General features: G+C 66.1%; 16 protein-coding genes. 11 read left to right on the top strand and 5 right to left on the bottom strand.

Features of this window, described 5'->3' with window-relative positions; genetic code table 11:
* The first annotated feature begins 96 nt into the window (after positions 1-96).
* The 3 genes from CHB96_RS12880 to CHB96_RS12890 all read left to right on the top strand — a co-directional run bounded on the left by CHB96_RS12880 (position 97) and on the right by CHB96_RS12890 (position 3,334).
* Positions 97-1,542 (top strand): DNA-3-methyladenine glycosylase 2 family protein, encoded by a 1,446-nt coding sequence (locus tag CHB96_RS12880; RefSeq protein ID WP_089246796.1) that lies wholly within the window; start codon positions 97-99, stop codon positions 1,540-1,542.
* On the top strand, positions 1,539-2,036 hold the full coding sequence (locus tag CHB96_RS12885; protein ID WP_089246684.1) for a methylated-DNA--[protein]-cysteine S-methyltransferase: 498 nt from the start codon (positions 1,539-1,541) through the stop codon (positions 2,034-2,036). The genes CHB96_RS12880 and CHB96_RS12885 overlap by 4 nt, the downstream gene beginning before the upstream one ends.
* Before the next feature lie 89 nt (positions 2,037-2,125).
* The gene (locus CHB96_RS12890) at positions 2,126-3,334 is read left to right on the top strand and encodes an AI-2E family transporter (protein ID WP_089246686.1); all 1,209 of its coding nucleotides are present in this window, start codon (positions 2,126-2,128) and stop codon (positions 3,332-3,334) included.
* On the opposite strand, the gene CHB96_RS12895 is transcribed toward CHB96_RS12890, so the two are convergent.
* Together CHB96_RS12895 and CHB96_RS12900 are read right to left on the bottom strand one after the other, a co-directional pair.
* Positions 3,335-6,319 carry an AAA family ATPase gene (locus CHB96_RS12895; protein WP_089246688.1) on the bottom strand — a complete coding sequence of 995 codons (2,985 nt, stop codon included), beginning with the start codon at positions 6,317-6,319 and terminating at the stop codon, positions 3,335-3,337.
* The gene (locus CHB96_RS12900; protein ID WP_089246690.1) at positions 6,316-7,515 is read right to left on the bottom strand and encodes a metallophosphoesterase family protein; all 1,200 of its coding nucleotides are present in this window, start codon (positions 7,513-7,515) and stop codon (positions 6,316-6,318) included. The genes CHB96_RS12895 and CHB96_RS12900 overlap by 4 nt, the downstream gene beginning before the upstream one ends.
* Before the next feature lie 91 nt (positions 7,516-7,606).
* Between CHB96_RS12900 and CHB96_RS12905 the strand changes: the two genes are divergently transcribed.
* Together CHB96_RS12905 and CHB96_RS12910 are read left to right on the top strand one after the other, a co-directional pair.
* Positions 7,607-8,773 (top strand): DNA recombination protein RmuC, encoded by a 1,167-nt coding sequence (locus CHB96_RS12905; RefSeq protein ID WP_089246692.1) that lies wholly within the window; start codon positions 7,607-7,609, stop codon positions 8,771-8,773.
* Between the two features lie 92 nt (positions 8,774-8,865).
* Positions 8,866-9,669: a DUF6542 domain-containing protein gene (locus CHB96_RS12910; RefSeq protein ID WP_245865553.1), complete on the top strand. Its 804-nt coding sequence runs from the start codon at positions 8,866-8,868 to the stop codon at positions 9,667-9,669.
* 83 nt (positions 9,670-9,752) lie between these two features.
* Here CHB96_RS12910 and CHB96_RS12915 read toward each other — a convergent pair whose 3' ends face one another.
* Positions 9,753-10,763 carry a 4-hydroxy-3-methylbut-2-enyl diphosphate reductase gene (locus tag CHB96_RS12915; protein ID WP_089246694.1) on the bottom strand — a complete coding sequence of 337 codons (1,011 nt, stop codon included), beginning with the start codon at positions 10,761-10,763 and terminating at the stop codon, positions 9,753-9,755.
* Positions 10,764-10,851: 88 nt separating this feature from the next.
* On the opposite strand from CHB96_RS12915, the gene CHB96_RS12920 reads away from it, so the two are divergent.
* Genes CHB96_RS12920 through CHB96_RS12930 form a run of 3 tightly spaced genes read left to right on the top strand, consistent with a single transcriptional unit; the run spans position 10,852 to position 12,859 of the window.
* Positions 10,852-11,415 (top strand): lipid droplet-associated protein, encoded by a 564-nt coding sequence (locus CHB96_RS12920; RefSeq protein ID WP_089246800.1) that lies wholly within the window; start codon positions 10,852-10,854, stop codon positions 11,413-11,415.
* Positions 11,412-12,632 carry an exodeoxyribonuclease VII large subunit gene (xseA, locus tag CHB96_RS12925; protein WP_089246696.1) on the top strand — a complete coding sequence of 407 codons (1,221 nt, stop codon included), beginning with the start codon at positions 11,412-11,414 and terminating at the stop codon, positions 12,630-12,632. The genes CHB96_RS12920 and xseA overlap by 4 nt, the downstream gene beginning before the upstream one ends.
* Before the next feature lie 8 nt (positions 12,633-12,640).
* Entirely contained in the window at positions 12,641-12,859 is a 219-nt protein-coding gene (locus CHB96_RS12930; RefSeq protein ID WP_089246698.1) for an exodeoxyribonuclease VII small subunit, read from the top strand.
* Here the strand turns inward: CHB96_RS12930 and CHB96_RS12935 are convergent.
* Positions 12,856-13,425 (bottom strand): DUF4245 domain-containing protein, encoded by a 570-nt coding sequence (locus tag CHB96_RS12935; protein ID WP_089246700.1) that lies wholly within the window; start codon positions 13,423-13,425, stop codon positions 12,856-12,858. The genes CHB96_RS12930 and CHB96_RS12935 overlap by 4 nt on opposite strands.
* 124 nt (positions 13,426-13,549) lie before the next feature.
* Between CHB96_RS12935 and glpX the strand changes: the two genes are divergently transcribed.
* Complete coding sequence (glpX, locus tag CHB96_RS12940; RefSeq protein WP_089246702.1) at positions 13,550-14,590, top strand: class II fructose-bisphosphatase; 1,041 nt, start codon at positions 13,550-13,552, stop codon at positions 14,588-14,590.
* 43 nt (positions 14,591-14,633) lie between these two features.
* The gene (locus tag CHB96_RS12945) at positions 14,634-16,037 is read left to right on the top strand and encodes a class II fumarate hydratase (RefSeq protein ID WP_089246704.1); all 1,404 of its coding nucleotides are present in this window, start codon (positions 14,634-14,636) and stop codon (positions 16,035-16,037) included.
* A 163-nt stretch (positions 16,038-16,200) separates the two neighbouring features.
* Here the strand turns inward: CHB96_RS12945 and CHB96_RS12950 are convergent, their stop codons facing one another.
* On the bottom strand, positions 16,201-17,058 hold the full coding sequence (locus CHB96_RS12950) for an acyl-ACP desaturase (protein ID WP_089246706.1): 858 nt from the start codon (positions 17,056-17,058) through the stop codon (positions 16,201-16,203).
* Between the two features lie 116 nt (positions 17,059-17,174).
* Between CHB96_RS12950 and CHB96_RS12955 the strand changes: the two genes are divergently transcribed.
* A complete protein-coding gene (locus CHB96_RS12955; protein ID WP_089246708.1) occupies positions 17,175-17,585 on the top strand; it encodes a limonene-1,2-epoxide hydrolase family protein in 411 nt (136 codons plus the stop codon).
* Positions 17,586-17,662 lie beyond the last annotated feature (77 nt).

Genomic DNA, 17,662 nt, shown 5'->3' on the forward strand with positions numbered 1-17,662 from the left:
GGTTCATTCCGCTGGCTCCACTCACCCGGATGGCTGATTTCCGCTAGCGCCACCGGGTGTGCCGGTGACACAGTGGAACCCATGGAGCTGGAACCCATGGAGCTCGACTTCGACCGTTGCTACCGAGCAGTGTCGGCACGCGACACCCGATTCGACGGGCAGTTCTTCACGGCCGTGCGCACGACGGGCATCTACTGCCGCCCGTCGTGCCCGGCCACGACCCCCAAAGCGAAGAACGTGCAGTTCGTGCCGACGGCCGCCGCCGCACAGCAAGCCGGTTTTCGTGCGTGCCGACGCTGCCAGCCCGACGCCACACCCGGCTCACCTCGCTGGAACGTCCGTTCCGATCTGACGTCACGGGCCATGCGGTTGATCTCCGACGGCGCCGTCGAACGCGGCGGAGTCGACGCCGTCGCCGACGCGCTCGGCTACTCGACCCGACAGTTGACGCGGGTGCTCACCGCCGAGATCGGCGCCGGACCGCTCGCTCTGGCCCGCGCCCATCGTGCCCACACCGCACGAACCCTGATCCAGACGACTCCGATGTCGATGACGGACATCGCCTTCGCCGCGGGATTTTCGAGCGTCCGTCAGTTCAACGACACTGTCCGCGAGGTGTTCGCCGTCAGCCCGACGGTGCTGCGCACCGAAGCCGAGAAGCGAAACGTGTTGCCGAGCAACGGAACCGTGACTCTCCGCTTGCCGTACCGACAGCCCTTGGACAAGACGTGGCTCGACTGGTTCCTGAAAGCCCACGTCGTAGCCGGTATCGAATCATGGAGCGACGGCCTGTATCGCAGATCGCTGCGTCTGCCGCACGGCTACGGCGTCGTCGGCCTGCGGATCGAGGACGGATACGTCGACACGACGCTCGGACTGCAGGACATGCGTGACCTCTCCCCTGCCGTCGCGCGAATCCGGCATCTACTCGACCTCGACGCCGACCCGGACGCCGTCGACGCAGCACTCGCCGAGGATCCCTTGCTGCTTCCCCACGTGACCGCGCGGCCGGGCCTTCGCGCGCCCGGATGCGCCGACGGCCCGGAACTGTTGCTGCGCACCATGATCGGACAACAGATCTCGTTGCGCGCCGCTGCCACCCACACAGCTCGCCTCGTCGAGGCGCTGGGCACGCCGATCGAGGATCCGACGGGCGGCACCGTCACACGCCTGTTCCCCGGCGCCGACGTCGTCGCCGAACGTGGGCACGAGGTTCTCAGCGGCCCGAAATCCCGAGTCCAGGCCGTCATCGGAGTCGCCGACGCGGTGGCGTCGGGCAAGATCGTTCTTCATCCCGCCAGAGACGGCGCCGAACTGGAGCGAGAACTGCTCGCGCTGAAGGGAATCGGTCCGTGGACGGCGCGCTATGTCGTCATGCGGCTGCTCGCCGATCCCGATGTACTGCTGGACACCGACCTCGTCGTGCGTCAGGGCGCGGACGCACTCGGTGTGCCGCTGAAGAATTCGCAACGCTGGGCACCCTGGCGCTCGTACGTCTCCATGCATCTCTGGAACGTCGCACTCGAAAGAAGAGGACTATGAACGCACTCTCCGCCACCACCGACACGCCGATCGGACCGTTCACCACCATCGTCGACGACCATGGCAGCGTCCTGGCATCGGGATGGACCGGCACGATCGACGACCTGACACCGCTGATCCATCGATCGCTGCGTCCCACCGAGATCCGACCGGCACGCACGCTCGGAAGCGTCACGAAGGCCGTCGACGATTATCACCGCGGTGATCTCACCGCCATCGACGACGTCCCCGTCGCCCAGCAATCCGGTGAATTCCTCGTGCACGCCTGGAAAATCCTTCGAACCGTTCCTGCTGGTTCGCCGGTGACGTATTCGGAGTTCGCCGCGATGTCGGGCCGACCCGCCGCCATTCGAGGAGCGGCTTCGGCCTGTGCACGCAACGCTGCCGCGCTGTTCGTCCCGTGTCATCGGGTGTTTCGCATCGGCGGTGCGCTGGGCGGGTTCCGGTGGGGGCTGCCGGCGAAGGAGTGGCTGCTCGCCCACGAGCAGGGTTGACCGGCGCATCGGGCGGGTAGTTGGCTCTCCGATGACGTTAGAGTCACTCGGGTAACGCCAGTGACAGCCGGAGAAAAGGACTTACCGACGTGACGGAACACGCAGTACCCAAGGCAGCGTCCGAGGGAAGGTCCGGGCGCGATCGGGGCGATCTCATCGGCGTCGGCGGAATGTGGCTGGCGAAATGGTCGCTGATTCTCGTGTCCGTCGCCGCGGGCGCCTGGGTTCTCGGTTGGCTCATCTCGGCACTGTGGGTCGTCATTCTTCCGGCACTGCTGGCGATCATCGTCGCGACGGTTCTGTGGCCGCCCACCAAGTGGATGATGCGTGTCGGCTTCCCGGCCGCGCTCGCCGCGACGCTGTCGCTGGTCACCTTCTTCCTCGTCATCGGCGGCATCATCACGTTGATCGTGCCGTCCGTCGTCGACTCCGCGCCGGAACTCGTCGACAAGGCGTCCGAAGGTGTGTCGCAGGTACAGGACTGGCTCAAGGGCCCGCCGATCAACCTGCAGGACGAACAGATCGACAACGCCGTCTCGGCGATCACGTCGCGGCTGCAAGAGAGCGGCACGGCCATCGCGTCCGGCGTGTTCACCGGCGTCTCCGCAGCCGGTTCGATCCTCGTCACGCTCGCACTGGTCCTGGTCCTGACGTTCTTCTTCGTCAAGGACGGCCTGAAGTTCATCCCGTGGCTGCACGGCTTCGCCGGTGGCCGCGCAGGACGCCACCTCGCCGAAATCCTGGCTCGCATGTGGGCCACGCTCGGCGGCTTCATCCGCACGCAGGCGATCGTGAGCCTCATCGACGCGTTCTTCATCGGACTCGGGCTCATCATCCTCGGCGTGCCCCTTGCACTGGTTCTCGCCACCATCACGTTCCTCGGCGGTTTCATCCCGATCGTCGGTGCCTTCGTCGCCGGTGCCCTCGCCGTTCTCGTGGCGCTGGTCGCGAACGGGCCGACGACCGCACTGATCGTGCTGATCATCATCATTGCCGTGCAGCAGCTCGAAGGAAACGTGCTGCAACCGATTCTGCAGAGCCGCAGCATGAACCTGCACCCGGCGATCGTGCTGCTCGCCGTCACCGGCGGCGGATCGGTGTTCGGCATCATCGGAGCCTTCCTCGCGGTTCCCGCCGCCGCCGTTGCCGCAGTGTTGATCCGCTACGTCTCGGAGCAGATCGACGCACGATCCGTCGAGGCCGACAGGGACCAACTCGAAGACGAAGCTCCGGACACCGAAGAGCTGGTCACCGACGAAGACGGCAACAACAAGGACGCTGCGGTCGAGAAGAAGTAGTCACGACGCCGCGTGGAGGCGGATCCGCGATCCGTCTCTCTCGCGGACGACGTGCAGTCTGCTCGGAATGCGTTGGCGCATCTCGTCGACGTGGCTGACGATGCCGACGACACGCCCGCCTGCGCGTAGCTCGTCGAGCACACCCATGACGGATTCGAGTGTCTCGGCGTCGAGCGTTCCGAAACCCTCGTCGATGAACATCGTGTCGAGCACAACCCCTCCCGATTCGGCGGCGACCACGTCCGCCAGACCGAGGGCCAGCGCGAGCGACGCCAGGAACGATTCGCCACCGGACAGAGTCTTCGCGGATCGAACGACGCCGGTGTAGTCGTCACGGATGTCGAGGCCCAATCCGCCTCGACGACCGCGCGATTCGGCTTCGTCGGAGTGAACGAACTCGTACCGCCCGCCCGACATTCGGTGCAGCCGAATCGATGCCGACTCGGCGACGTCCTCGAGTCTCGATGCCAGCACGTACGACCGCAGCGACATCTTGCGCGCATTCTGCCCCCGGCCGGCGACGACGTCGGCGAGCGCTGCGAGTTCGTCGTGCTTGGCCTGCATCGGCGCCGCGCGATCCACGGCAGCCCACAACTGGGCCGTCAACTCCTCGACCTGTTCGGTCCTGCGCTTGCACTCGGCGTGTGTCGCGACGGCTGCATCCAGTTCCTCCGCAGCACGGGCGACCGCTGCGCGCGCCGGTTCGGTGTCGACGGCGTCGGTCCCCACGACCGCTGCGATCGCAGGCTCGGCGAGGACCTGTTCGGCGTGTGCGCGAACGTCGTTGGCTGCGGCGAGGTGTTTCTCGATCTCCGTCGCCCGACGCGCAGGCACGACGGCACGTGCTGCTTCCTCCGCCGACGCGAAACCGGACTCGGTGACGTACTGATCGAGTCGATCGGTGACCGTCTGGACTACAGTCGCCGCGTCGGCCGACGCCACGCGCGCGTCGAGGAGAGCCGTCGACCGACGGATGAGCTGGTCGAGCCGATGCGTGCGCTGGTCGATGCTTTCCTCACCGTCGATCGCGCGTGCTAGTCGTGCGACCATCTGCTCGACCGACCGCAGAACCTGCTCACGCCTGGCCACGAGAGCCGCGGCCTCCGAACGTTGCTCGGCGACGACCGTAGCGATTCGTAGGTCCTCGGCCCGAAGGTCGTCGAGGCGTCGGCGACGGGCGTCGAGTGCGTCCGCGTCGGCGCGGGCGACGGTCAATGCCTGTGTGGCCGCGTCGAGTTCGGCTGCCAAGCCCGCGCTGTCGCGATCTCCCGACGTCTGCACCAGTGCGTCGATGGCTCGCAGCAGTGCCGCGACCTCGGCCGCACGGGTCTCGACCGTTGCGGCAGTGGCACGTTCGTCCTTGGCTGCAGCATCCTCGTCGGCCTTGGTGACGGTCGTGTCGGCGACCTTTGCCGGGGCCGGATGCACCGTCGATCCGCAGACTCCGCACGGCTCACCGGTCACCAGGGCTGCGGCGAGTTCCGCGGCCATACCCGTCAGGCGTCGCTCCCGAAGATCCAGAAGGTGCTCCCGCGCAGTGTTGTGCGCGGTACGCGCAGCGTCGAGTGCCCTGTCCGCCTTGACGCGCGCAGCCCGCTTCTTCGTCAGCTCGATGGCCGCACGAACTGCCTCGGCGACGCGTGTCGAGGTGTCTGTGAGCGTCTCGATCGCGGCCGCGGCACGCACCGCGGCGTCGACCGACTGCTCTGCGGATTCGATTGCAGCGGGCAGTCCGTCGCGAGTACGCAGAAGCGTGGCGATCTGCTGCTCGATGGACTCGTGTTGCTGTGCGAGCGCACGGGCCGTGCGTTGCTCGTCGGCGGCGCGGCGCTCGACGGCGCGCAGTTCGTCGAGAACACCCACCTCGGTGGTCCACACTCGCACGGCGTCCGCAACGACCGCGCGTTCGTCCACTTCGGACGTCGAATCCAATTCGGCCAGAACAGAATCGGATCCTGGAACTGCCGCGAGCGAGCGCCCCGCGTCGAATGCCGATCGCATCGCCGCGGAAAGTGCAGCCTTCGCCGCGGCGCATTCCTGTGCCATGGCCGCAACAGGTCCGGCCGCGACGGACCTGTCGATCTCGCGGCGCAGGGTCTCGCGTTCGGTGGCGGACGACTGGAAGTCGGACAGTTGCTGCTGCGCGACGTCTCGTCGTTGCTGCGCCGTCGCGGTGGATTCGAGTCGGCCCAACTCTGCGACCGCCGACTCCGACACTGCACGCGCGGAAACCAGTGCAGCAGTGGCCGATCGGTGAGCACTCCGGCCTGCCTCGAGAAGTTCAGTGGCCCACTCGACGGGTGGACGGTCGAGTTGCTCGGGCTCGCCTGCAGCGGTTGCGATTTTGCCCATCAGCTTGTCGATGGCTCTCGACGACGATTCCAGCTCGGCTGCACTCAGCCGACGACGTTCCGCAAACCACTGCTCGACGTCCCCGAAGCGTGCCGTGTCGAACAACCGCTCGAGAAGGTTGCCACGCTCGTCGCTGTCCGCGCGCAGGAAACGCGCGAACTCCCCCTGCGGCAACAACACGACCTGAAAGAACTGATCCGCACTCATACCGAGGGCGAGACCGACGGCGTCACCGATCTCGTCGAGGCGCGTCAGGTTCTGGCCGGTGCCGTCGAGCCACGTGAGCGACGCCTTCGCGTTCTCCTTGGTGGTGCCGGTGCCGCGCTTCTTCGGCCGGAAGTACTCGGGGCTGCGCACGATCCGCACGCGCCGACCCCCGAGGGTCGCCTCCAGCGTCACCGACGGTGCGACGCCCGTCTCGGCGTGATCGGACAACAGCCGCTTGCCTTCTCGCCGAGCTCCCGGCACTGTGCCGTACAGCGCGAACGCGACTGCATCGAGCACCGTCGTCTTGCCTGCGCCGGTTCGGCCGTGCAGCAGGAACAACCCGTCTGCCCCGAGTGCATCGAAGTCGACGCACTCGGTCCCTCCGAACGGCCCGAAGGCCGTGATCTCGAGCCGGTGCAGCCTCATGCGGACCGGCCGAACACTTCGTCGTGATCGACGTTCTCGACGTCCTTGCTGACATCGTCGCGCTGCACGGATGCCAAAGCACGTTCCAACAGCGCGATTTCGCGAGCTGTCGGTGCGCTGCGCATGTCGGTGACGAACGACGACGCGATGTCGATGTCGGTGCGGCCGCGCACCCGATCTCGATAGGTGAACTCCGAAGCGCCAACGGGCCGAACCCATTCGAGATGGATCGCGTGCGGAAAACGAGTGCGCAACGTCCGCATCGCGTCGACAGGACGCACCGGGTCGGTGAGAACCGCCGAGACGTAATGACCTTCCGCGTCGGCGAACTCGTCGCTCTCCAGCAATTCCTCCACGGTGCCCTGTACCTGGCTGAGCCCCCGAACGATCGGAAGATCGATCCGCTCGACCGCGCCGAGGCCGTCCGCGTTCAGATCGAGAATCCACACGGCCTTGCGATGACTACGCTCACCGAACGAGTACGGAAGCGGCGAGCCCGAGTAGCGGACGCGCTCGCTCAGCGTCTGCGGAGAATGCAAGTGGCCCAACGCCACATAATCGACGCCGTCGAACGCCGACGCGGGTGCGGTCTCCACACCTCCGGACGAGATGGTTCGCTCCGAACCCGTCGCCTCACCACCGACGATGAACGCGTGCGCCAGCACAACGGATCTGACGGATGCTCCGTCGGCGCGGCGACCGTCGAGGTCGTTCCTGACGCGCTGCATCGCTGCATCGAGAACCTCGGCGTGCGTACGCGCCGTCGGCACGTCGAGTTCTCCGCGCGTGGTTTCCGGCTCCAGATAAGGGATTCCGTAGAAGGCGACGGGCCCGAACTCGTCGTCGAGCACGACGGGCCGCGCGACGTCGCCCACACGCGTCATCAGATGCAGACCGCCTGCGGCCGCGAATGCGGCTCCGGCGCCGAGACGAGCGGGCGAATCGTGATTGCCCGACGTGGCCACGATGACCGCGCCCGCAGCGCGGATGGCTTCGAGACCTCTGTTGCACACCAGGACCGCGTCGGCGCTCGGCACCGCGCGGTCGTAGATGTCACCCGGCACGACGACCACGTCGATGCTCTGTGCCGCAACCAGTTCCGCGATGGCAGTCAGCGCGGCAGCCTGGTCGGCGAGCAGATCGACGCCGTGGAACGTGCGCCCGATGTGCCAGTCCGAGGTGTGCAGGATCTTCATGCAAACGACGCTATCGGCAGCCACCGACAAACTTCGTCATCGACACGTGTGGGGCGAAACTTGTCGGTACCCCCGTGCATCATCGTCTCCCATGAACGCACTCACCGCACTGGGCATGGCATTCGCCTTCGCACTCGGCGGCGCACTGGGCTGGCTGCTGCACTCTCAGCGCGTCGGCGATCGCGCTGTTCGCGCCGAGGCCCAGCTGTCCGCTCTCCGTGACAACGAGGCGCTCCTTCGTCGTTCGCTCGCGGCGGTCAACGAGGATTCGGCGCGGCGGCATTCCGGCGTCATCGGCCAGCAGGTCTCCAATTTGGTCGAACCGCTGCACGACGCGGTCGACGCACTCACCGAGCACGTGCGGCAGGTCGAGCACAACCGCATCCGCGCGTACGCCGGGCTGACCGAGCAGGTGTCCGGTATGCATCGCGCCTCGGTGGATCTGTCGACGCAGACGTCACAGTTGGTCACGGCGCTTCGCGCACCGCAGATCCGCGGGCGCTGGGGCGAGATGCAGCTCGAGCGCGTCGTCGAGCTGGCGGGCATGGTCAAGCACTGCGACTTCGACACCCAGGTCACCCGCGACGGCATCCGGCCGGACATGATCGTGCGCCTCGCGGGCGGCAGGCAGATCGTCGTCGACGCCAAGGTCCCGTTCGCCGCGTACCTCGATGCGGCACAGGAACAGGATCCCGACGCCCGCGCCAAGCAACTGACGCGTCACGCGCGCCATCTGCGCACACACGTCGACCAGTTGGCGGCCAAGGAGTACTGGCGCTCGTTCGAACCGACCCCGGAGTTCGTCGTGCTGTTCGTACCGGGCGACCCGTTCCTCGATGCGGCACTCACGTCCGACTCGTCGTTGCTCGAATACGCATTCACCAGAAACGTGATTCTTGCCACCCCCACCACTTTGGTCGCTCTTCTGCGCACCGTGGCCTATTCGTGGAAGCAGGAGTCGCTCGCCGAGGACGCCGCACGCATCCAGCAACTCGGCCGAGAGCTGTATACGCGTCTCGGCACCGTCGCGTCGCATCTCGACAAGCTAGGAGGGCATTTGGGCAAGGCCGTCGACTCGTTCAACTCGACGGTGTCGTCGGTCGACGCGCGTGTCGGCGTGACGGCCCGCAAACTTCACGAACTCGAGCTTTTCGACGCCGACGTCGTCGAGGTTCGGCGCGTCGAGTCACACCCGAGATTGTCCGATTCGTCGTACCCGAGTCGATCGTTCGGCCATGTCGACGACGCGGTGGGCTGATCAGCCGCTAACCTCGAGGGGTGTCTACCTCCCAACGTGCCCGTTCCGGGGTGCCGCTGGATCAACGTTCAGCCTTCGCGACCGTGCCCGGCGTGCCTGCTTGGGGGGCAGTGGCAATCGCCGGCGGCGCAAGTTTCCTCGGGTTTGTCGTCGACGCAGCCCGCGGAACAGAGCTGACGTCTGCATTCTCCAGCCTGTACATCGTCGGAGTCGTCGTCGCGGCCCTTCTGGTCCGCTACCGAGGCCTGTTCACGGCAATGGTCCAGGCACCGCTGATTCTGTTCGTCGCGGTGCCGTTGTCGTATCAGTACTTCACCGACAATCCCGGAACCAGCCTCAAGGACATCCTTCTCAACGTCGCGATTCCGCTCGTCAACCGCTTCCCGGTCATGCTGCTGGGCACGGTGTTGGCATTGGCCATCGGTGCGGCACGCGTGTTTCTGAAGAGACAGTCCAGCCACGCGCCCGCCGGTGCCGCCAAGCGGACCATGCGCGATCGCGCTCAGGAAACGCGCGACCGAGCACGGGAGAACCGTGCCCGCATGGCCGAATCACGTCAGCGCCGCAGCACTCCTGCGCAGGAATCCGCTGCCGAGCCCGATACGCGTACGCGTCGGTCGAGGCGCGGCGCACCACCCGCCGACCAGCGTCGTGAGCGCATCGCCCCGCAGGTCGACCGCCCTGCCGGAGATCCGTACCGACCCGAGCGGGATTACGCGTCGGACCCGGTTCGTCGTCCGGTTCCCCGCCCTCAGCAGCCACGTGTCCCTCGCCCGCCCGAGGTCGATCCGTATTCGGCACCCAGGCCTGCCGCGACCCCACGCGCGACCGTCAGCGCACACATCCCGCCACACCCAGTGCCGCAGGTGCGCTACCGGGATCGCGGCGACGCATAAGACCTGTATCTGGCCCCAGAACATCGATGGCCCGCGGCAACTGTCAATCAGATGCCACGGGCCATCGGTGTTTCTGCAGCAGGTCAGGCGCGCGCCGCTCGCAATTCACGCGGCAGTGAGAACACCAGAGTCTCGTTGGCCGTCGTGACCGGCTGAACGTCGGCGAAACCATGCTCGGCCAGCAGGTCGATGACTCCCTGGACCAGGATCTCCGGCACCGAGGCACCCGACGTGATGCCGACGGTCTTGATGCCGTCGAGCCAGGCGGTGTCGACTTCCTTGGCGTAGTCCACGAGATAGCTGGCACGAGCGCCTGCGGTGAGTGCGACCTCGACGAGGCGCACCGAGTTGGACGAGTTCTTCGAACCGACGACGATCACCAGATCGCACTCGGGTGCCATCGCCTTGACCGCGACCTGACGGTTCTGTGTCGCGTAGCAGATGTCGTCGCTGGGCGGATCCTGCAGCGTCGGGAACTTCTCACGCAGCCGCGCAACCGTCGTCATCGTCTCGTCGACGCTCAGCGTGGTCTGAGACAGCCAGATGACCTTGCTCTCGTCACGGACGGTGACGTTGTCGACGGCGTCGGGGCCGTCGACGAGTTGCACGTGGTCCGGCGCCTCGCCTGCGGTGCCCTCGACCTCTTCGTGGCCCTCGTGGCCGATGAGGAGGATGTCGTAGTCGTCGCGAGCGAACCGCTTGGCTTCCTGGTGCACCTTGGTGACCAGCGGGCATGTCGCATCGATCGTGCGCAGCTGACGCTCGGCAGCCGACGCGTGCACCGCAGGCGACACTCCGTGGGCCGAGAAGACCAGCAACGCGCCCTCGGGGACCTCGTCGGTTTCCTCGACGAAGATCGCACCACGATCGGCCAGCGTCTCGACGACGTGGCGGTTGTGCACGATCTCCTTGCGCACGTAGACCGGAGCGCCGTGCTTCTCGAGCGCCTTCTCCACCGTCTCGACGGCACGGTCCACACCTGCGCAGTAGCCGCGTGGCTCGGCGAGGAGGACACGCTTGGCGCCGGAGTACGCCGAAGCGCCGTCGCCCGCGGGTCGTGCGATACCGAGATTCAAGGGAACAGCCGAAGACATACCAACAGGATACGGGCCAACTCGCCACAGCCTCGCCCTCCAGCATGTCGGCTACCCAAATGATCCGTCTTCAGGCAGGCTGGTGGCCATGACTCGTGTCCCGTTTGCCGCACGCGTGGCCGCCGGTGTGGCCGTGACCGTCGTCGAAGAGGCGCGCAAGCTTCCCAACACCGCGGTGACGCTGCCGATGACCGTCATCAGCGAGGTGCTGGCATCGACGATGCGCTTCCAGCAACAGGTCACCGCTCTCGCGATCAAGGGCGACCAGGCCATCGCGGGGCTTCCGCTCGTCGGAACGCCCGATCAGGAGCAGCCGTCGTGGGCGGTGTTCGACGACGACACCACCAACGGTGAAGTCGACATTCCGGATCACGAATCTCCGGCCGCGACGGGCAGGTTCGCGTTGTATTCGACGCCCCCCGCCGACGCCGACGCCGACGCCGAACCCGACGTCGCGAAGCAGGCGAATCAGCCGGAGATCGTCGAACTCGTCGACTACGACACCCTCGCGCTGGCACAGCTGCGTGCCCGGTTGCGCACGCTGTCGCTCGATGATCTTCAGACGCTTCTGACCTACGAGAACTCGACCCGTGCCCGTGCTCCGTTCCTGACGATGCTCGAGAACCGAATCACCACAGCCAAAGCCAAGTGACCGCCAGTACCGCCGAAGAGCCGTGGCCGGTACGCACGGTCGCGATGAAGGTTGCCGGGTGGATCGACCGGCTCGGCAGTATCTGGGTCGAAGGCCAGCTGACGCAGATCAACGCTCGGCCCGGAACACGGACTGCTTTCCTCGTTCTACGTGATCCGTCCGCGGACATGTCTCTGTCGGTGACCTGCTCGCCGCAGTTGCTGGAGCGATCTCCCGTGCCGCTGACCGAGGGCGCGCAAGTCATCCTGTACGGCAAGCTGTCGTTCTTCACCGGTCGCGGCACGATCTCGTTGCGCGCCACCGATATTCGAGCCGTCGGCGTCGGCGAACTACTGGCACGCATCGAGAAGTTGCGCGGCCTGCTCGCGGCCGAGGGCCTGTTCGACCCACGCCTCAAACGCCCACTCCCCTTCCTGCCGCGCACCATCGGTTTGATCACCGCGCGCGCATCCGCCGCCGAGAAGGACGTCCTGACCGTCGCGCAGAGGCGTTGGCCCGCAGTGCAATTCGACGTCAGGCACACGCCCGTCCAGGGCCCGACCGCGGTGCCGGCGATACTCGACGCGCTGAAAGACCTCGAGGGCAAGGTCGACGTCATCATCCTGGCCCGCGGCGGCGGCAGCGTCGAGGATCTACTGCCGTTCTCCGACGAGGCGTTGTGCCGCGCGATCTCCCGTGCGACGACGCCGATCGTCAGCGCGATCGGACACGAACCCGACAGCCCACTGAGCGATCACGTCGCCGATCTGCGTGCCGCGACGCCGACGGACGCGGCCAAGCTCGTCGTGCCGGATGCCGTCGCCGAGCAGAATCTCGTGACCGACCTTCGCGCGAGAACCGCAGCCGCACTGCGTAACTGGGTCGCTCGCGAAGCCCGCGGCCTCGAGATGATCCGCCACCGGCCTGCTCTCGCCGATCCCATCGCAGGCATCGATCGACGCGAAGAGGAGATCGAACGACTCGTCGACGCAGGTCGACGCGACGTGCTGCGAGAGCTCGCGAAACAGGACACGCTCGTCGAACATCTGCGTGCACGCCTGCAGACACTCGGGCCTGCGGCCACGCTCGCACGCGGGTACGCCGTCGTGCAGCGTATGGTCGCCGGCGAAGATCCCGAGGTGCTGCGCTCGGTCGACGACGCCCCACCCGGAACCCAGATTCGTGTACGCGTGGCCGACGGTGCTGTCACCGCCGCGGTCATGGGCAAAGTTCGATAGGAGAAATCATGAGCGAAACACCCGTCGCCGAGATGGGCTACGAGGCCGCACGCGACGAACTGGTCGACGTCGTGAAGGTCCTCGAACAGGGCGGACTCGATCTCGACGCGTCACTCGCGCTGTGGGAACGCGGCGAACTGCTCGCCACCCGCTGCGAGGAACACCTCGCCGGAGCACGCAAGCGCGTGGAGAACGCGCTCGCGCACATCGAGGACAAGGACGACTAGGGCGTCAGCGGGGCGGCGTGTGTCGTCGCCGCGGCCAACTCCGTGAATTCCCCGTCCGACCCGCTTCCGGTGATCAGCAGCCGGACGTCGCCGAGATCGGTGACCCACACCGCTTCCTTGCTCTCCTCGTCGTAGACGACCCACTCCTGGCCGTCGACCGACTGCGTTCCGGTCGCGTAGCGCGCCTCACCGACGGCGAACGGCACGAGTGTGTCCTCCGTGGCGTTCGACTGCGTCAGCTTGATGTACCGACCCGCACCCGAGATGTAGCCGACGTTGCTGACGTCACCGCCCTGATCCCCGGAGATCGACTGACGACTGCCCGAGTTGGGCGTCCAATCCTCGGGAACCTTCGGGTTACGGACCGGAAAAGGCAGCTCGGACGCGTCGTACTGCAGTGCCGCGTCGACGTCGAAGTTGGGGATCGGTCCCTGCTTGGGGCCGCCGGGGCTGAGTGTGCACTGACTGGCGATACCGGCGATCAACAGACACGCGATCACGAGCGGAATGAGAGACCACACCATGTCGCGGTTGTTGTTCAAGATCCGGGGTTTGCTGTTCGCCACGCCTCCAGTATTCCTGCCGGGCAGGATCATGCCGTCGGCGCCTGCCCTAGGTCCCCTACGGCATGTGACGAATGAGATAATCGCGCCTGGGTAAGACCCCCATCTACCAGGAGGCTACAAACCGATGACGGCCAGCACCGAGTCCACGCGCGCCATGGCGCCAGATCGCAACCTCGCTCTCGAACTCGTCCGTGTGACCGAGGCCGGTGCGCTCGCGTCGGGCCGCTGGGTCGGGCGTGGCGACAAGGAGGGTGGCGACGGAGCTGCCGTCGACGCCATGCGCCAGCTGGTCAGCTCGGTCTCGATGCGCGGCGTCGTCGTCATCGGTGAGGGTGAGAAGGACGAAGCGCCGATGCTCTACAACGGCGAGCAGGTCGGCAACGGCAACGGTCCCGACGTCGACTTCGCCGTCGACCCTGTCGACGGAACCACGCTGATGGCCAAGGGCATGCCCAACGCGATCTCGGTGCTCGCCGTCGCCGAGCGCGGTGCGATGTTCGATCCGTCAGCTGTCTTCTACATGGAGAAGATCGCCGTCGGTCCCGATTACGCCGACGTCATCGATATCACTGCACCGGTCAAGGAGAACATCGCACGCATCGCGAAGATCAAGAAAGGCTCCGCTTCCGACGTCACGGTGTGCATTCTGGACCGCCCGCGGCACGCGGAACTGATCCAATCGGTGCGCGACGCCGGATCCCGTATCCGCCTGATCTCCGACGGTGACGTCGCCGGCGCGATCGCCGCGGCACGCCCCGATTCGGGTACCGATCTGCTCATCGGAATCGGTGGAACCCCCGAAGGCATCATCGCCGCCGCCGCGATGCGCTGTATGGACGGCGCCATCCAGGGCCGCCTCGCCCCGACCGACGACACCGAGCGCCAGAAGGCCATCGACGCAGGTCACGACCTTTCTCGCGTGTTGAACACCCGCGACCTCGTCTCCGGTGAGAACGTCTTCTTCACCGCCACCGGCGTCACCGACGGCGATCTCCTCCGCGGCGTCCGCTACGCAGGCGGCGGCGCGCACACGCAGTCCATCGTCATGCGATCCAAGTCCGGCACCGTGCGCATGATCGACGCGTACCACCGTCTGTCGAAGCTGCGCGAGTACTCCTCCGTCGATCTCGACGGCGACGTGTCCGGGCAAGCTCCGTCGTTCTGACCTACCTCACATTTACCGAAACCCGACTGGCAAAGTAAGGCTCATGACGCAGACAGACGAACAGCAGTACCGCATCGAGCACGACACCATGGGAGAGGTTCGCGTCCCGATCGACGCTCTGTGGCGTGCGCAGACGCAGCGTGCAGTGGAGAACTTCCCGATCTCCTTCCGCCCGCTCGAGCGCACCCAGATCCGCGCGATGGGCCTGCTGAAGGCTGCATGCGCGCAGGTCAACAAGGACCTCGGACTGCTCGACGCCACGCTGGCCGACGCCATCATCGCCGCTGCCACCGAGATCGCCGACGGCAAGCACGACGACCAGTTCCCGATCGACGTCTTCCAGACCGGCTCGGGCACCAGCTCCAACATGAACGCCAACGAGGTCATCGCGTCGATCGCCAAGGCGAACGGCGTCGAGGTTCACCCGAACGACCACGTGAACATGTCGCAGAGCTCCAACGACACCTTCCCGACGGCCACTCACGTCGCCGCCACCGAAGCTGCCGTCACGTCGCTCGTGCCGGCCCTTCGCCATCTGCACGCGGCTCTGGCCGCCAAGGCTGTGGAGTGGAAGACCGTCGTGAAGTCCGGTCGCACGCACCTCATGGACGCCGTACCGGTCACCCTCGGCCAGGAGTTCGGCGGCTACGCCCGTCAGATCGAAGCAGGCATCGAGCGCGTCGAGGCCACCCTCCCCCGCTTGGGTGAGCTGCCCATCGGCGGCACCGCCGTCGGCACCGGCCTGAACGCTCCCGACGGCTTCGGACCCAAAGTCGTTGCGGTACTGGTCAAGTCGACCGGTCTCGACGCGTTGTCCGCGGCCAAGGATTCGTTCGAGGCTCAGGCTGCGCGTGACGGACTCGTCGAGGCATCGGGCGCACTGCGTACCATCGCCGTCTCGCTGACCAAGATCGCCAACGACATCCGCTGGATGGGATCGGGACCGCTCACCGGCCTCGGCGAAATCACACTCCCCGACTTGCAGCCCGGTAGCTCCATCATGCCCGGCAAGGTCAATCCTGTTCTGCCCGAGGCAGTTACGCAGGTCGCCGCACAGGTCATCGGCAACGACGCGGCCACCGCATTCGGCGGAGCATCGGGCGCATTCGAACTCAACGTGTACATCCCCGTGATGGCACGCAACGTGCTCGAGTCGTTCAAGCTGCTCGCCAACGTCTCGGTCCTGTTCGCCGACAAGTGCGTCGTCGGACTCGAAGCGAACGTCGAGCGCCTCAAGACCCTCGCCGAGTCCTCGCCGTCCATCGTGACGCCGCTGAACTCCGCGATCGGCTACGAGGAAGCAGCCGCGGTCGCCAAGCAGGCGCTGAAGGAGAAGAAGACGATCCGCCAGACCGTCGTCGACCGCGGACTCATCGGCGACAAGCTGAGCGAGGAAGAGCTCGACAAGCGGCTCGACGTCCTGGCCATGGCGAAGGTGAAGGACTAGTTTTCTCCGCTCCCCTCCATCGCTTGAATGGTCCATTCATACGAACAGATAGCTTCGGAGCGACATTCAAGCGGTGAAGGTACGCGGACCAGCATCGCAAGAAGGGTCCATTCATACGATCTGATCGTATGAATGGACCCTTCGAGCGTTCGGGGGGCAGGCGTCAGGCCAAATGCGCCAGCTCGTCGCGCGCCTTCTTGCCCTCGTCACCGAGGTCGTCGCGGCCGAACACGTTCCACGCAGCCAGAAGCGGCTTGAACACCTTGTCGCGCTGCTGGTCGTCGTCGTAGATTCCCGCTTCTTTCAAGGCCTCGGTGCTGTTGGCCTTACTCGGCAGGTCGACGACCGGAATGGCGAATCCGGTGATGCGGTCGACGATCGCGCGCATCGTCTGATCCGGGACCACCGCGAATCCCTCGGTGACGACATTCGCGTAGAAGCGCGACTGCAAGGCGTCGTCGGCAGCGATCTTCGTCAGGATCGTCGCGAGAACCGGGTCGCCGCCGAGCGCGACCGTGTTGGTGTTGCGGAGCGCTGCCGCGGCCTCGTCGATCGCGAAGTGCGCGACGATGTCGAGAACATGCAGGCTCGGGGCGTCGTACCCCTTGGTCATCTCTTCCATGCGGACGCGCTCGAGTGCGACCGGGTCGACGGCGCGCGTGAGCACCAGGTAGTCGCGCAGCACGATGGCCTGGCGATTCTCCTCCGAAGTCCAGCGGCCGGTCCACTTCCACCAGGCACCGAGCCCGGTGAGCGCACGCGCGAGCTCACGGTGGTAGGCGGGCAGGTTGTCGGCCACGAGCACTCCGACGGTTGCCGACAGAATCTCGACGTCACTGAGGTGGGACTGCTCCGGCGCCCAGTCCTCGCCGCCGAGAAACGCGAAGTTCTTACCTTCGTCCCACGGAGCGAAATCGTGGGGGTGCCAGTCCTCCGCTTCCTCGATGTGGCGACGCAGGTTTTCTTCGACGGCGGGCTCCAAGCGGAGCAACAAGTCGCCGTCCGTCATGTTCGTAGGCATCCGACCACCGTAGCGCCTCCGGATGGACGGCAGATGTGACGCCCCGGACGTCTGTGAATTATCCCAACGCCCGGTCTAGGCTCGACACATCTGTCGAGGTACGGGGAGGGATCGGCATGACCGAAACGACGCACGCCACCGAGGTCGTCGAGAACATGCTCCACGCGCTACGTGACCGGAACGTCGACGACGCTGTCGCGCTGTTCGACGACCGGATCGTCTGGCACAACGTCGGGCTTCCGAAGGTGCGGGGACGCGACCGCGTCGGCAAGTTCATGGAAGCACTGGCCAAGCCCGAATGGGGTTTCGACGTCACCATTCACAACATCGCGGCGAACGGGAACATCGTGCTCACCGAGCGGACCGACGCGATCGTCTACCGGCGGCTGCGCGTCGAATTCTGGGTGTGCGGCACATTCGAACTGCGCGACGGCAAGATCGCCGTCTGGCGCGATTACGGCGATCCCACCAACATTCTCAAAGGTTTCACGAAGGGCGCGTTCCGCGCCCTCGTGATGCTCCTATGACTGTCAAGTAGTGATTTTTCGGGTCAGGAGCTGAAACATTTCGCGGGCGACGGCTCGTTTGAGGCAGCGAATGATTT

The sequence above is a fragment of the Rhodococcoides kyotonense genome (assembly GCF_900188125.1).
Lineage (GTDB): Bacteria > Actinomycetota > Actinomycetes > Mycobacteriales > Mycobacteriaceae > Rhodococcoides > Rhodococcoides kyotonense.

Bases quoted from the DNA above. Each gene is read 5' to 3' on its own strand.
- CHB96_RS12880 (WP_089246796.1), top strand. From the start codon at position 97: ATGGAGCTCGACTTCGACCGTTGCTACCGAGCAGTGTCGGCACGCGAC.
- CHB96_RS12885 (WP_089246684.1), top strand. From the start codon at position 1,539: ATGAACGCACTCTCCGCCACCACCGACACGCCGATCGGACCGTTCACC.
- CHB96_RS12895 (WP_089246688.1), bottom strand. From the start codon at position 6,319: ATGAGGCTGCACCGGCTCGAGATCACGGCCTTCGGGCCGTTCGGAGGG.
- CHB96_RS12900 (WP_089246690.1), bottom strand. From the start codon at position 7,515: ATGAAGATCCTGCACACCTCGGACTGGCACATCGGGCGCACGTTCCAC.
- CHB96_RS12905 (WP_089246692.1), top strand. From the start codon at position 7,607: ATGAACGCACTCACCGCACTGGGCATGGCATTCGCCTTCGCACTCGGC.
- CHB96_RS12915 (WP_089246694.1), bottom strand. From the start codon at position 10,763: ATGTCTTCGGCTGTTCCCTTGAATCTCGGTATCGCACGACCCGCGGGC.
- CHB96_RS12920 (WP_089246800.1), top strand. From the start codon at position 10,852: ATGACTCGTGTCCCGTTTGCCGCACGCGTGGCCGCCGGTGTGGCCGTG.
- CHB96_RS12930 (WP_089246698.1), top strand. From the start codon at position 12,641: ATGAGCGAAACACCCGTCGCCGAGATGGGCTACGAGGCCGCACGCGAC.
- glpX (WP_089246702.1), top strand. From the start codon at position 13,550: ATGACGGCCAGCACCGAGTCCACGCGCGCCATGGCGCCAGATCGCAAC.
- CHB96_RS12945 (WP_089246704.1), top strand. From the start codon at position 14,634: ATGACGCAGACAGACGAACAGCAGTACCGCATCGAGCACGACACCATG.
- CHB96_RS12950 (WP_089246706.1), bottom strand. From the start codon at position 17,058: ATGCCTACGAACATGACGGACGGCGACTTGTTGCTCCGCTTGGAGCCC.
- CHB96_RS12955 (WP_089246708.1), top strand. From the start codon at position 17,175: ATGACCGAAACGACGCACGCCACCGAGGTCGTCGAGAACATGCTCCAC.